Origin of the sequence: Citrobacter sp. CK180 (assembly GCF_030333655.1) — a bacterium.
In the GTDB taxonomy this organism is placed as follows: Bacteria; Pseudomonadota; Gammaproteobacteria; order Enterobacterales; family Enterobacteriaceae; genus Citrobacter_B; species Citrobacter_B koseri.
This window is the reverse complement of record NZ_JAOWFM010000044.1, coordinates 117,881-133,246: the sequence shown is the minus strand read 5'-3', so window position 1 is coordinate 133,246 and position 15,366 is coordinate 117,881. Positions and strand designations below refer to the sequence as shown.

Genomic DNA, 15,366 nt, shown 5'->3' with positions numbered 1-15,366 from the left:
CATAAGACGGCAGACTATATTTGTTATACCACTTTTGCGAGGCTGGCTCCACTTGTACCGTTGAAAAAGCCGCCTGTTTAACAGGCGGCTTTGGATGAGTAAACCTTGTTGGATGATGGCGCAGGTCAGGTCAACTTTGCGTTGCGGGGTGATTGACCTGCGACCCTGGCCCCGCCTCGCTGGCCGGTTTGTTTTGCAGCACCGTCCAGATAACCAGCGCGCCGAGCAGGTCGAACACCGCCAGTACCGCGAACAGCGGGCTGAAGCCGATGGTGTCAGCCAGCGCGCCGACCACCAGAGCAAACAATGTGCTCGCCAGCCAGGCGGACATCCCGGTCAGGCCATTCGCGGTTGCCACTTCATTACGGCCAAAGACGTCAGAAGAGAGCGTAATCAGCGCGCCGGACAGCGCCTGGTGAGCGAAACCGCCGATGCAAAGCAGCATGATGGCGATATACGGGCTGGTGAACAGGCCGATCATGCCTGGGCCAATCATCAGCAGCGCGCCCAGGGTAACGACCATTTTACGGGAGACGATCAGGTTTACGCCGAACCAGCGCTGGAACAGCGGCGGCAGATAACCGCCGATGATGCAGCCTAAGTCGGCAAACAGCATGGGCATCCAGGCGAACATGGCGATCTCTTTCAGGTTAAAGCCGTACACTTTAAACATGAACAGCGGGATCCAGGCGTTGAAGGTTCCCCATGCCGGTTCCGCCAGGAAACGTGGCAGGGCGATACCCCAGAACTGGCGGTTACGCAGGATCTGCGCGAGAGACATTTTCTTCGCAGTATTGTCTTTGTGCTGCGCTTCCTGACCGCCAATGATGTAGTCGCGTTCTGCATCCGTCAGCTTTTTCTGGTCGCGCGGGTGTTTATAGAACACCAGCCAGGCCATTGCCCAGATGAAGCTCAGCACGCCGGAAATAATAAACGCCATCTGCCAGCTATGCATCACGATAGCCCAGACGACCAGCGGAGGCGCAATCATCGCGCCGATGGAAGAGCCGACGTTAAAGTAGCCGACCGCAATAGAGCGTTCTTTTGCCGGGAACCATTCAGAGCTGGCTTTCAGGCCCGCTGGGATCATCGCGGCTTCAGCAGCGCCGACCGCGCCGCGCGCCAGCGCCAGGCCGCCCCAGCTTCCAGCCAGTGCGGTTGCGCCGCAGAATACGGCCCACAGAACGGCGAACATGGCGTAACCCACTTTCGTACCGAGAACATCCAGTACGTAACCGGCTACGGGTTGCATGACGGTGTAAGCAGCAGAATAGGCTGCGATGATATAGGAATACTGTTGTGTGGAGATGTGTAACTCTTCCATCAGCGTTGGCGCAGCCGCCGCCACAGTGTTACGCGTCAGATAGCCCAGCACGGTGCCTAATGTCACCAGTGCAATCATATACCAACGTAACCCTTTAATTTTACGCATGTAAAACCTCATCGTTTTGTTATTTCCGCAACAATCGCGGTTATCTTCCTGCGCTGAGCGGGGAAGTTATTGACGACGGGATAACCGAAAAAAAGCCGGTACGCCCCGAACGTTGCCATGAGTCATCGTGCTAATTCGGTTTCCGTACCGGTCAATTCGATGTCTTAACCATCGATAACTTTGCATTCCGTCGGCTTATGTATCGCGACGGCCAGAAAGATAACTTGTCATACAACTTCAAAAGGTGAGTGACATCACAAATGCAGGATTCTTAGTGTGGTCATTATTTCGATTTAGAAATACCAGCAATGGCGCGGCCTGGAGCGCTGTTTACTCTTTTAGGGGTAATTTATTTGTTGGTTTTTATTGATCCAACTCACGAAAATATCTTCAAGGTCTGGAAATTGGTGTGATAACTTTGACAGCATCAAAACATAAGCAATCTGACGCACTCGTTGAGAGGAAGACGATAATGACCCCGTTTATGACTGAAGATTTTCTGCTGGATACCGAGTTTGCCCGCCGTCTGTACCATGATTACGCAAAAGATCAGCCCATCTTCGACTATCATTGCCACCTGCCGCCGCAGCAGATCGCGGAAAACTACCGTTTTAACAACCTGTATGATATCTGGCTGAAAGGCGACCACTATAAATGGCGGGCGATGCGCACCAATGGCGTTGCTGAGCGTCTGTGTACGGGCGATGCGTCCGATCGTGAGAAGTTCGATGCCTGGGCCGCCACGGTGCCGCACACGATCGGCAACCCGTTATATCACTGGACGCACCTTGAACTGCGTCGCCCATTTGGTATTACAGGTAAGCTGCTGTCGCCTGCGACGGCAGATGAGATCTGGGATCGTTGCAATGAATTGCTGGCGCAGGATGCATTCTCCGCGCGGGGAATCATGCAGCAGATGAATGTAAAAATGGTCGGCACCACCGACGATCCTGTTGATTCGCTGGAGCACCACGCCACGATCGCGAAAGACAGCGCGTTCACCGTTAAAGTGCTGCCGAGCTGGCGCCCTGATAAAGCGTTCAACATTGAGCAGGCAACCTTTGGCGATTACATGACGAAGCTGGGCGAAGCATCGGATACCGATATTCGCCGCTTCACCGATCTGCAAGCCGCGCTGACTCAGCGTCTGGATCATTTTGCCGCCCACGGCTGTAAGGTTTCTGACCACGCGCTTGACGTCGTTATGTTTGCTGAAGCCAGCGACGCTGAACTGGACAGCATTCTGGCACGCCGTCTGGCGGGCGAGACCCTGAGCGAGCATGAGGTCGCGCAGTTCAAAACGGCCGTACTGGTGTGGCTGGGCGCGGAATATGCGCGTCGCGGTTGGGTACAGCAGTACCACATCGGCGCGCTGCGTAATAACAACCAGCGCCAGTTCAAACTGCTGGGGCCGGATGTCGGCTTCGATTCCATCAACGATCGTCCGCTGGCGGAAGAGCTGTCAAAATTGCTGAGCAAGCAGAATGAAGAAAATCTGCTGCCGAAAACTATCCTGTACTGTCTGAACCCGCGCGATAACGAGGTGCTGGGCACCATGATCGGCAACTTCCAGGGCGAAGGGATGCCGGGCAAGATGCAGTTTGGTTCCGGCTGGTGGTTCAACGATCAGAAAGACGGGATGGAGCGTCAGATGACGCAACTGGCGCAGCTTGGCCTGCTGAGCCGCTTCGTCGGTATGCTGACCGACAGCCGCAGCTTCCTGTCTTATACCCGTCACGAATATTTCCGTCGCATCCTGTGCCAGATGATTGGCCGCTGGGTTAACGCGGGCGAAGCGCCGGCGGATATCCAGTTGCTGGGTGAAATGGTACGAAACATCTGCTTCAACAATGCGCGCGACTATTTCGCCATTGAACTGAACTAAGGTCTGGGGTTGATATGCAATACATCAGGATCCATACGCTGGATAACGTTGCGGTAGCGTTGGCCGATTTAACGCAGGGCGCTGAGGTCAGCGTCGATAACCATACCGTGACGCTACGCCAGGATGTCGTACGCGGTCATAAGTTTGCCTTACGCGATATTGCGCAGGGGGAGAACGTCATCAAATATGGCCTGCCTATCGGCCATACGTTGGTGGACGTCGCGGCGGGTGAGCATATTCATGCCCACAATACCCGGACTAACCTCAGCGATTTGGATGAGTACAGCTATCAACCCGATTTTCAGGCCCCTGAAGTACAACCGGCGGATCGCGATGTACAGATTTATCGCCGTGCCAACGGAGACGTCGGCGTGCGCAATGAGCTGTGGATTCTGCCGACCGTCGGCTGTGTCAACGGCATTGCGCGGCAGATCCAGAACCGTTTCCTGAAAGAGACTTTTGATGCCGAAGGAACTGACGGCGTTTTCCTCTTCAGCCACACCTACGGCTGCTCTCAGCTTGGCGACGATCACATCAATACCCGCACCATGCTGCAAAACATGGTGCGTCACCCGAATGCGGGGGCGGTGCTGGTGATTGGACTGGGTTGCGAAAACAATCAGGTGGATGCCTTTCGCGAGACGCTGGGCGAGTTCGACCCTGAACGCGTTCATTTTATGACCTGCCAACAGCAGGACGATGAAGTGGAGGCGGGCGTTGAGCATCTTCATCAGTTGTATAACGTGATGCGCCATGACAAACGCGTGCCGGGCAAACTGAGCGAACTTAAGTTTGGTCTGGAATGCGGCGGTTCAGATGGGTTGTCCGGTATTACCGCGAACCCGATGCTGGGTCGCTTCTCCGACTATGTTATCGCCAACGGCGGGACGACGGTGCTGACGGAAGTGCCGGAAATGTTCGGTGCAGAACAGCTGTTGATGAGCCATTGCCGTGATGAAGAGACGTTTGAAAAACTGGTGACAATGGTCAATGACTTCAAGCAATACTTTATCGCTCATGACCAGCCGATTTATGAGAATCCGTCGCCGGGTAACAAGGCGGGCGGGATTACGACGCTGGAAGACAAGTCTCTGGGGTGCACGCAGAAGGCGGGTTCCAGCCAGGTTGTGGATGTGCTGCGCTACGGTGAGCGCCTGAAAACGCGCGGTCTGAATCTGTTAAGCGCGCCAGGCAACGATGCGGTCGCCACCAGCGCGCTGGCGGGCGCGGGTTGCCACATGGTGCTGTTCAGTACCGGCCGCGGTACGCCATATGGCGGGTTTGTCCCGACGGTGAAGATCGCCACCAACAGCGAACTGGCGGCGAAGAAGAAGCACTGGATCGATTTTGACGCCGGGCAGTTGATTCACGGTAAGGCGATGCCGCAGTTGTTGAATGAATTTGTGGATACGATTGTGGCGTTTGCCAACGGCAAGCAGACCTGCAATGAACGCAATGATTTCCGTGAGCTGGCGATTTTCAAAAGCGGCGTAACGCTGTAAAAAAATGCCGGATGGCGACGTAAACGTCTTATCCGGCCTACGTGTGGGGCGTTGTAGGCCTGATAAGCGTAGCGCCATCAGGCAACGAAAAATGCCGGATGGCGACGTAAACGTCTTATCCGGCCTATGTGTGGGGCTGTTGTAGGCCTGATAAGCGCAGCGCCATCAGGCAATGAAAAATGCCGGATGGCGACGTAAACGTCTTATCCGGCCTACGAGTGGGAGTCGTTGTAGGCCTGATACGCATAGCGCCATCAGGCTTGTGGTTATTTAGCTACGCAGCGCGCTTTTCGCTAAACGCGCGTCTTCCGCCTGACATACCGCGGCGGTAAACATAACGTCGGTAGAGGAGTTGATTGCGGTCTCGCAGGAGTCCTGCAACACGCCGATAATGAAGCCAACCGCAACCACCTGCATGGCGATTTCGTTCGGAATACCGAACATGTTGCACGCCAGCGGGATCAGCAGCAGTGAACCGCCCGCCACGCCGGAAGCGCCGCATGCGCACAGCGATGCCACCACGCTCAGCAGCAGCGCCGTCGGCAGATCAACCGGAATACCCAGCGTATACACCGCCGCCAGCGTCAGCACGGTAATCGTGATTGCCGCACCGGCCATATTGACGGTTGCTCCCAGCGGGATGGAAACAGAATAGGTATCTCTGTCCAGATTCAGTTTTTCGCACAGCGACATATTCACCGGAATATTTGCAGCGGAGCTACGGGTAAAGAAGGCGGTCATGCCGCTTTCACGCAGGCAGGTGAGAACCAGCGGATACGGGTTGCGGCGGATCTGTAAAAAGACCAGCAGCGGGTTGATGACCAGCGCCACAATCGCCATACAGCCAATCAGCACCAGTAACAGTTGCGCATAGCCCCACAGCGCTGAGAAGCCCGTAGTGGCGAGCGTTGAGGCGACCAGGCCAAAGATACCAATCGGCGCGAAACGAATCACCAGTTTCACAATAAAGGTGACGGCGTCGGACAGATCGTTCACCAGATTTTTGGTGGTTTGATTACTGTGGCGCAGCGCAAAGCCCAGGCCGATAGCCCACACCAGAATACCGATGTAGTTGGCGTTGATCAGCGCATGGATCGGGTTCGCAACGATGCTCATCAGCAGCCCGTGTATCACCTGGACAATGCCGCTCGGCGGCGTGATATCCGTGGCGCCAGTTGTCAGTTGCAGCGTGGACGGAAAGAGGAAGCTCACCACAACCGCCGTCAGCGCGGCTGAAAATGTGCCGAGCAGATACATCCACAAAATCGGGCGAATATTGGTTTTCTGACCGTGTTGATGATTGGCGATAGACGCCATCACCAGCGTTAGTACCAGAACCGGCGCGACAGCTTTCAGCGCACCAACGAACAGGGTGCCCAGCAGACCCGTTGCCTCTGCGGCAGGTTTTGAAACTAAAGCCAGTAAAATTCCCAGTATAAGCCCAATTAAAATTTGTTTAACCAGGCTCCCTTGAACCAAACGCTGGAGTAGCCCCGATGAACGTTGCGTAGTCATTTCATGATCCTTTCAGTGTGATGTTGTTCATCCTTTGCACGCTCTATTGGCGCATCTTTCAGGATGTAACAAAGTGTTTGCCTGAGTGAGTATAAGGAAAGATGGGGATTGGGAAAGCGTAAAATGCTGGAATTTACGTACTACGTCATATTTTTTAACTAAACATTTACATGTTATCGGGTAGTGCTGCGTGTACTCAACCCACGACCGTGGTTTTTGTAAGCCCGGCAGACATAGCGCTGCCGGGCAGGGTCTTACTGTAGCTGCTGCTTTTTATCGTTCTGGTGATTTACCCACGCGTTAACAATCAGCGTGATCACCAGAATACTGAACACCACGCCCAGCGAGATGGCGATCGGAATGTGGTAGAAATCGACGATCAGCATCTTAATACCGATAAAGACCAGAATGACGGCCAGACCATATTTGAGCATCGAGAAGCGCTCCGCTACCCCTGCCAGCAGGAAGTACATGGCGCGCAGACCCAGGATCGCAAACAGGTTGGAGGTCAGGACTATGAACGGGTCGGTAGTCACGGCAAAGATGGCCGGAATGCTATCGACGGCGAAAATCACATCGCTCAGTTCCACCAGAATCAGGACCAGCATCAGCGGCGTCACGAACAGCAAGCCATTCTTACGCACAAAGAAATGCTCGTTTTCGATGGTGTCGGTCATGCGAAGGTGGCTACGCAGCCAGCGAACCAGCGGTTTGTCGCCGATGCCGGATTCGTCCTCTTTCACCAGCGCCATCTTCACACCCGTAAACAGCAGGAAAGCGCCGAACAGGTACAGTATCCAGTCGAACTGGGCGATCAGCCAGCTACCGGCGAAAATCATAATCGTACGCAGAACAATGGCGCCAAGTACGCCATACACCAGAACCCGGCGTTGCAGGGCAGGCGGAACAGAGAAGTAGCTGAACAGCATCAGCCAGACAAAGACGTTATCAACGGCCAGCGATTTTTCGATCAGATAACCGGTGAGAAACGCCAGCGCCTGCGGATCGGCCACCGCCCGGCCCTGGGTCTCCGCCAGATACCACCAGAAGGCGGCGTTGAACAGCAATGAAAGTGTCACCCAGACCAGAGACCAGGCCGCCGCCTGCTTCATGGACATCGTATGTACGCCACGACGCCCCTGCAACAGAAGGTCGATAGCCAGCATAATCACCACAACGACAGCGAATCCGCCCCATAACAACGGTGTGCCGACAGTATTCATAGAATTTCCTTACACATAAAAAAAACGGCCAACGTCGAAAGACGTCAGCCGCTGCTTTTTATATGCATGGACCTCGCCTTCCGGCAAGGTCTCACTTACAACAAGAAAGTGATATGTACTCACTCCACGGGTGATGGCGAATCGGCTTCGTCATCAATCAAAGACATGAAGGCACATCACTTTCTTATTGCCCGGCGACCGGATGTGGTTTTTCACACATCGTAATGACGATCGACCGACAATGAAGTTACTCCCCTTTGCACGTAACAAAATATGACAGGCCATACGATCAGTCAATGGCCTGTTACATCTGTTTTACATTGTTTTACGCTGTGGCGTCATCAGCGGGGAAAACGACGCCCGTCTGCCGACGAATCTCCGTGAGCAGTTTGGCCGTGATACGGCTGACGGTCAGCTCGGGATGGTTCACCTCGTTGGTCTCGACCAGGTGTGCAAAGCGTTCCGCCTCATACAGCATCGTATTGATATGCTGAGGAACGGATAAATCCTGCGTTTTTCCGCCGCGTGGAATGAAGCACACTTTCTGACATTCCGAAATTTTCTCGATGACCAGAGAACCAGCTTCGCCCTGGATTTCGCTGGGCAGTACGGAGTCACTCACTTTGGAATGCTGTAGGGTGACGCTGAAGTCGCCGTAATCCAGCACCGCCACGCCATGCGCATCGACACCGCTTTCCAGCAGACTGGCGGACGCCTGAACGTTTTGCGGTTCTCCCCAGAGCGCAACCGCTGACGCCAGACAGTAAAAACCGATATCCATAATGGAGCCATTCGAGAAGGCCGGATTAAAGGTATTGGGGTTTTCGCCGTCCAGATAGCGCTGGTAGCGCGAAGAATACTGGCAGTAGTTGATAAGGGCTTTGCGCATTCTTCCTGCTTTCGGCAGCGACTGCTGTAGCAACTGGAAATTAGGCAGGCTGGCGGTTTTAAAGGCTTCGAACAGGACGACCTGATTTTCACGCGCACATGCGATGGCGGCGTCGACTTCGGCCAGATTCGAGGCCAGCGGCTTCTCGCAGATCACATGCTTTTTGTGGCTTAAAAAGAGCTGAGTCTGGGGGAAATGCAGCGAGTTCGGGCTGGCGATATACACCGCATCAATGGCGTCGCTTTGCGCCATTGCTTCAAGCGAAGTGAATAAATGCTCGACGGGATAATCATTGGCGAAGGTTTGCGCCTGTTCGAGGCGACGGGAATAGACTGCGGTTAACTTATATTTGCCGGTTTCATGGGCGGCATCGACAAACTGGCGGGTGATCCAGTTTGTGCCAATAACAGCGAAACGTATCATAAACGCCTTCAGGCTCCATAAAGGGATTCTTTCGTCAATTTAGCACGCCTTTATGACAAAGCCAGTGCGCTACTGCTCAGATTGCTTTAACGAAAGATGCGTTAACCACAGGCGGGTATCAAACTCAAGCTGGTGGTACTGCGGCTCCATATGACAGCACAGTTGATAAAACGCTTTGTTGTGCTCTTTCTCTTTCAGATGCGCCAGTTCGTGAACCACGATCATTCGCAGAAAAGGTTCCGGCGCATTGCGAAACACGGTAGCGACGCGGATCTCGGCTTTCGCCTTCAGCTTGCCGCCCTGTACGCGCGAAACGGCGGTATGCAGCCCCAGCGCATTTTTCAGCACATGGATCTTGTTGTCATACATCACTTTGTTGATCGGCGGGGCGTTACGCAGAAACTGGCTTTTCAGATCCTGGGTATACTGCCAGAGCGCTTTATCGGTCGCAAAATCATGCGTTCCTGGGTAGCGTTTTTCCAGCACTGCGCCCAGACGCTGTTCAGCAATGAGCGTGCGTACCTGAGACAGTAAATTCTCCGGGTAGCCGTGGAGATAAGTAAGTTGACCCATCAAAGCCCCAAATTAAATCTAAAAAAAGAGTATACTCACGCACCCTTTCAGGGATAACAGCGAAATTTTACCATTCAGGAGGGCCGATGAGCCACGTAGACAACGGTTTCCGTTCACTGACACTGAAACGTTTCCCGGAAACGGATGACGTTAACCCACTTCAGGCGTGGGAAGCGGCGGATGAATATCTGCTGCAACAGTTAGACGACACGGAAATCAGCGGCCCGCTGCTGATCCTGAATGATGCCTTTGGCGCATTAAGCTGCGCGCTGGCTGAACATACACCATACAGCATCGGCGACTCGTATTTAAGCGAGCTGGCGACGCGCGAAAATTTACGCCACAACGATATCGCCGAATCCAGCGTGAAGTTTCTCGACAGCACCGCCGCGTACCCGCCGACGCCGGGCGTCGTGTTGATTAAGGTGCCGAAAACGCTGGCGCTGCTGGAGCAACAATTGCGCGCGTTGCGCCAGGTCGTGACTCCGCAAACCCGTATTATTGCGGGAGCAAAGGCGCGTGACATTCATACCTCCACGCTGGAACTGTTCGAAAAAGTGCTCGGCCCCACGACCACGACGCTGGCCTGGAAAAAGGCGCGCCTGATCAACTGTACCTTTAGTAAGCCTGAACTGGCGGATGCGCCGCAGACGCTGAGCTGGAAACTGGACGGCACCGACTGGACTATCCACAATCATGCGAACGTTTTCTCGCGTACCGGCCTGGATATCGGCGCGCGCTTCTTTATGCAGCATTTACCGGAAAATCTGGAAGGGGAGATCGTCGATCTCGGCTGCGGTAATGGCGTGATTGGCCTGACGCTGCTGGCGAAGAACCCTCAGGCGAGCGTCGTGTTTGTCGATGAATCGCCGATGGCGGTCGCGTCCAGCCGTTTGAATGTGGAAACCAACATGCCGGAAGCGTTGGATCGCTGCGAGTTTATGATTAACAACGCTTTGTCCGGCGTGGAACCTTTCCGCTTTAACGCCGTGCTGTGCAACCCGCCGTTCCATCAGAAACATGCGCTGACGGATAACGTTGCCTGGGAAATGTTCCACCATGCGCGCCGTTGCCTGAAGATCAACGGCGAGCTGTACATTGTGGCGAACCGTCACCTGGATTATTTCCACAAGCTGAAGAAGATTTTCGGTAACTGCACCACCATCGCTACCAATAACAAATTCGTGGTGTTGAAAGCGGTCAAAACCGGTCGCCGCCGCTAATAGCGTGTGCCGGATGACGGCTAACGCCTTATCCGGCCTACAACGTGCTACCCCGTAGGCCTGATAAGCGTAGCGCCATCAGGCAATGCCCCTTAAATCGCCAGCGCTAATTTTGTTCCCTGCGCAATTGCCCGCCGCGCATCCAGCTCCATCGCCACGTCGCATCCGCCAATCAGGTGTACCGTTTTCCCTGACGCGCGCAGCGGCTCCGCCAGTTCGCGCCGTGGCTCCTGCCCCGCGCAGATCACGACATGATCGACGTTCAGAAGCTGCGGTTCGCCGTTGATCAATACGTGCAATCCGTCATCGTCGATCTTCTGATAACTGACTGCCGGGATCATTTTTACGCCGCGGGACAACAGCGTTGCGCGATGGATCCAGCCGGTGGTTTTCCCCAGCCCCTGACCGGGTTTACTGGCTTTACGCTGTAGCATCACAATCTGACGTGGGCTGCGAGACAGATGCGGCCCTTCCGGGCGTAACCCGCCGGGCTGTTGCAGACTGGTGTCGATCCCCCATTCCACGCAGAACTCGGCAATGCTCTGGCTGCTGGGATCGCCTGGCTGGCTGAGGTACATCGCGGTATCAAAACCAATCCCGCCGCAGCCGATAATCGCGACACGTTTCCCGACGGGAGTTTTATCGCGCAGCACCTCAAGATAGGTCAGCACTTTCGGGTGATCGATGCCCTCGATCGACGGTTTACGCGGCTCGATCCCGCAAGCGAGGATCGCTTCATCAAACGGTTGCAGATCGTCTGCGGTGACAAACCGGTTGAGCTTCAGCGTCACGCCGGTCACTTCGATCATCCGGCGGTAATAGCGCAGCGTTTCATAAAATTCTTCTTTGCCGGGGATCTGTTTAGCGATGTTGAACTGCCCGCCGATCTCGGCCAGGGCATCAAACAGCGTAACGTCGTGCCCGCGCGCCGCCGCGTTAATGGCAAATGCGAGACCCGCCGGGCCTGCGCCGACGACGGCCAGGCTTTTCTTATGTTCAGCCGGAACTATCGGCATTTTGGTTTCGTGACAGGCGCGTGGATTCACCAGGCAAGAGGTGACTTTACCCACGAAGATCTGATCCAGACAGGCCTGGTTGCAGCCGATACAGGTGTTGATCTCATCCGCCCGCCCTGATTGCGCTTTCGACAGCAGCTCGGCATCCGCCAGGAACGGGCGCGCCATCGACACCATATCCGCATCGCCGCGCGCCAGAATATCGTCTGCTACTTGCGGATCGTTGATCCGGTTGGTCGTGACCAGCGGAACGGTGACGTGGCCTTTCAGTTTGCGCGTTACCCAGCTAAAGGCGCCGCGCGGAACCGGCGTGGCGATCGTCGGGATACGCGCTTCGTGCCAGCCAATACCGGTGTTGATGAGCGTCGCGCCAGCCGATTCAATGGCCTGCGCCAACTGTACGGTTTCGTCGAACGTCCCGCCGTTTTCCACCAGGTCGAGCATCGACAGGCGGTAGATAATGATAAAATCGCTGCCCACGCGCTGACGTACCGCCCGTACCACTTCCACCGCGAAACGCATACGCCTGGCGTAATCGCCGCCCCATTCATCGTCGCGCTGGTTCGTGCGCACGGTAAGAAATTCGTTGATCAGATAGCCTTCCGAACCCATCACCTCGACGCCGTCGTAACCCGCTTCCCGCGCCAGCTGGGCGCAGCGGGCGAAATCGTCAATCAGTTGCAGGATTTCATCGTGCGTGAGTTCGTGCGGCGTAAAACGGTTGATGGGTGCCTGGATCGCCGAAGGGGCGACCAGATGCGGCTGATAGCTATAGCGTCCGGTATGCAGGATCTGCAACGCAATTTTCCCGCCTTCCTCATGAACGGCGTCCGTGATCACGCGGTGGTGCGGCAGCTGGCTGGCGTCATTTAACGTGGCGCCGCCTTCCATTCCCACCCCGGACAGTGCAGGGGCAATCCCCCCGGTGACGATCAGCGCGACGCCATGCCGCGCACGTTCGGCGTAGAAAGCCGCCAGCCGTTCGGCGCCATCGGGGTATTCCTCCAGCCCGGTATGCATCGAACCCATTAGCACACGGTTTTTAAGCCGGGTAAAGCCCAGATCGAGCGGGGCGAAAATCGACGGATAGCTCATAAGTGTGTCCAGTATGTAAAATTATTGTTATGTGGTCGGATGAGTTAATAATTTAGCCGTCGCGGCGTAAAAGGGAAAAGGGGAATGCGATGATTGTGATGGGATTCAAAAAAGGAGCGGGGCCAGAGAACGAATTTGCCGGATGGCGATGCTGGCGCATCTTATCCGGCCTACGGATCGGATTCCTGTAGGCCGGATAAGCGTAGCGCCATCCGGCATCGCATTTCAGATTACAGTTTCCTGAAGAAGTCGTTATACAGCATATACAGGTGCGCGGCGCTCCAGGAGAAGTTCGGCGCGCCCTGCTGTGCGCCGGTCAACGGGTTGTAGTTTTCCTGAATCGGCCCGTCGGCGGTCAGCCCTTTCGCATGCCTGAAGAAAGTATCCGCCAGCTTCAGCGCATCATCACGATAGCCGTAACGCGCCATGCCTTTTAATCCGAACCAGAACTGATCCACCCACACGCGTCCGCGCCAGTAAATATCCGCGCCGAACGCCGGATTGGTCAGCGCGGCGGTGCCGAGCGGTACGAAAGTATTGAACTCTTTCGGGTCAAGCATCACCTTCACAACCGCATCGGCGTGAGCCTGCGTCGCAGCGCCGTTAAACAACGGCGACCAGCCTTCCGGCCCCTTGCCACGCTCAACGATCGGTTTCCCCGCACAGCCGTTTGCCAGCGGCTTTTCTTCAATCCGCAGGTCATAGAAGAAGTGTGTTGCCGGATCGAACATGCAGGTGTTGATGTAATCCGCGAGCTTTTGCGCCAACTGGCGATAGTGCTGCGCCTCGTTCGGCTTATTGAGGAGGGTCGCCATTTCCGCCAGATAGTGGTTGTCGCTGTACATGTAGCTCGCCTGATCGACCGACTCCTGTCGCAGCGAATAGCCCAGCAGCGTGCCGTCCTGGCGACGGTTTTCCGCAAATTTCACCGTCCAGTCGCTGCGTTTGCCGCCGTTTGCGACATATTTATCCAGCTGCGCTTTATCAATAAAACCGAACACTGCGGCGTCATCACGCCCGGACTCCCAGGAGGCGGCGACCTGCGCCGGAATTTCCAGGCTGTCGTACTGGCCTTCGCTGATGATGCGGGCATAGTTTCTCAGCCCGGATAACGTCTCTTCCTTGTCGCCCTGTTTTACCGTAAACAGCATTTCGCCGGTGTCGGTATTGTGGGCTTTGTCGCGGGTTGCGCCATATTCCGGGACGCCATTGCCGTTGTGATCGCGGTTACGCAGCCACCAGTCATGGTATGCCACCAGTTTCGGGTACATCTCTTCAAGCCAGACTTTGTCTTTGGTGACGTTGTAGACCTCCATCACTGACCACGCCGCGAGGCTTGGCTTGGTGTTGCGCTCGTTCCAGTTGCCGCCATCGCCGCCGCGTTCCGGGCTGAGGTTCCAGGCGATCAGATCGGGAACGAAACCCGCATCCTGTGGGCGAAGCGGATCGTCGGGTTGAATCTGCCAGGAGAAGACGGCGCGAATATTCTCTTTGGCGATTTCCGGGTTGAAATGCGCCATCGCAAAGGCCTGCTTCCAGGTGTCCCACGGCCAGGTCTGATTACCGGAAAACCAGCGGCCAGTGACCGATGGCGTCACGGTATGGTGTTTGATCGCGCCGCCTGGCGAGCGCCAGTTGCCGTTCAGCGTTTCAATGGCTTTAACCGCAACCCGCGTCTGTTCTGGCGTGGCGTCCGGGTTGGTTAAGCCTTTTTGCAGATAGCCCTCCCAGCGTTTTTGTGATGCGCTGAGATAGTCAGCCGGGCGAGCCAGAATGTCGCGGATCTGCGCCTGCTCGTTATCCACTTCCTGCGCGGTGAGCAGATGCGACCAGGTGGTATAAAACGTGGTGGAACCGTTGATGTGCGCCTTGCTGGTAAAGCGGTGGCCGTTGACCTTCGTGTCTGTTGGCAGGGATTTATGTATCTGATATTCAGATTCGCCGGAAGTGAGCAGATCCCAGGTGGAACGCACTTTGCCGAAGGTGACTTTCAGACCATCACGGGTGGCGATGATTTTTCGCTGATAGTCCGGGTATTCTCCATCAATGGTTTTATCGGAGAGCGCTTTTCCCTCTTTCGCTTCCAGTTTTTCCAGTAACTCGCCGTCCCACACCAGATCCAGCGGCGTCTTGCTGGTGATTTTCGTTTCCAGCAGGGCCGTGCGCGAACTGGCGAAGCGCAGCGTCATCTCAACCTGCACGTCCTTTGAGGATAATTTTTGGATCAGCGCGCCGGGAATGCTGTAAGCCTCAAGCGCAAAGTCAACCTGTTGGCCGTTTTGATACACCGACAGACGGTCAAAATGGGTGGCCATAAAGTTGATGTACTCTTCCGTCAGCAGTGCGACGCCGGGAAAGCCGCCCATCGTGGCCTTGCTGTCTGGCAGCAGGTATCCGTGCCACGCGCCAAGATCGAAAAACGGATTAAAACGCTGGTGATCATCGTAATCGTAATCATGCATATAGCCCGGCGCGCCGGTGCGGTTAATGACATTTTTATAATCGTCCGCAGTGGCGGCATGTGCGGAGAGGCTTATTAGCAAAGCGCAGGTCAGCGGCGTCAGGGTCGTCGTGATTTTCATGGTGTTCA

The 15,366-nt window shown here is 55.4% G+C and carries 10 protein-coding genes; 3 read left to right on the top strand and 7 right to left on the bottom strand.

What is annotated here, in order from left to right; all coding sequences use genetic code 11:
• Positions 1-130 precede the first annotated feature (130 nt).
• A complete protein-coding gene (locus tag OGV50_RS09560; protein WP_047463898.1) occupies positions 131-1,432 on the bottom strand; it encodes an MFS transporter in 1,302 nt (433 codons plus the stop codon).
• A gap of 472 nt (positions 1,433-1,904) precedes the next feature.
• Between OGV50_RS09560 and uxaC the strand changes: the two genes are divergently transcribed.
• Both uxaC and OGV50_RS09550 read left to right on the top strand, forming a co-directional pair.
• Positions 1,905-3,317: a glucuronate isomerase gene (gene uxaC / locus OGV50_RS09555; RefSeq protein WP_112001530.1), complete on the top strand. Its 1,413-nt coding sequence runs from the start codon at positions 1,905-1,907 to the stop codon at positions 3,315-3,317.
• Between the two features lie 14 nt (positions 3,318-3,331).
• Positions 3,332-4,819 (top strand): UxaA family hydrolase, encoded by a 1,488-nt coding sequence (locus OGV50_RS09550; protein WP_012135230.1) that lies wholly within the window; start codon positions 3,332-3,334, stop codon positions 4,817-4,819.
• Positions 4,820-5,089: 270 nt separating this feature from the next.
• Here the strand turns inward: OGV50_RS09550 and sstT are convergent, their stop codons facing one another.
• From sstT to OGV50_RS09530, 4 genes are all read right to left on the bottom strand, one after another.
• Positions 5,090-6,334, bottom strand: a complete 1,245-nt coding sequence (gene sstT / locus OGV50_RS09545) for a serine/threonine transporter SstT (protein ID WP_200092919.1) — start codon at positions 6,332-6,334, stop codon at positions 5,090-5,092.
• 254 nt (positions 6,335-6,588) lie between these two features.
• On the bottom strand, positions 6,589-7,557 hold the full coding sequence (locus tag OGV50_RS09540) for a TerC family protein (RefSeq protein ID WP_114848356.1): 969 nt from the start codon (positions 7,555-7,557) through the stop codon (positions 6,589-6,591).
• A gap of 325 nt (positions 7,558-7,882) precedes the next feature.
• Positions 7,883-8,869, bottom strand: coding sequence for a Gfo/Idh/MocA family protein (locus tag OGV50_RS09535; protein WP_012135227.1), 987 nt, complete (start codon positions 8,867-8,869; stop codon positions 7,883-7,885).
• 69 nt (positions 8,870-8,938) lie between these two features.
• Entirely contained in the window at positions 8,939-9,442 is a 504-nt protein-coding gene (locus tag OGV50_RS09530) for a M48 metallopeptidase family protein (RefSeq protein WP_012135226.1), read from the bottom strand.
• 86 nt (positions 9,443-9,528) lie between these two features.
• On the opposite strand from OGV50_RS09530, the gene rlmG reads away from it, so the two are divergent.
• Positions 9,529-10,665: a 23S rRNA (guanine(1835)-N(2))-methyltransferase RlmG gene (rlmG, locus tag OGV50_RS09525; protein ID WP_200092918.1), complete on the top strand. Its 1,137-nt coding sequence runs from the start codon at positions 9,529-9,531 to the stop codon at positions 10,663-10,665.
• A gap of 92 nt (positions 10,666-10,757) precedes the next feature.
• Here the strand turns inward: rlmG and OGV50_RS09520 are convergent, their stop codons facing one another.
• Together OGV50_RS09520 and ygjK are read right to left on the bottom strand one after the other, a co-directional pair.
• Complete coding sequence (locus OGV50_RS09520; RefSeq protein WP_200092917.1) at positions 10,758-12,776, bottom strand: NADPH-dependent 2,4-dienoyl-CoA reductase; 2,019 nt, start codon at positions 12,774-12,776, stop codon at positions 10,758-10,760.
• Between the two features lie 230 nt (positions 12,777-13,006).
• Positions 13,007-15,358 carry an alpha-glucosidase gene (gene ygjK, locus OGV50_RS09515; RefSeq protein ID WP_200092916.1) on the bottom strand — a complete coding sequence of 784 codons (2,352 nt, stop codon included), beginning with the start codon at positions 15,356-15,358 and terminating at the stop codon, positions 13,007-13,009.
• Positions 15,359-15,366 lie beyond the last annotated feature (8 nt).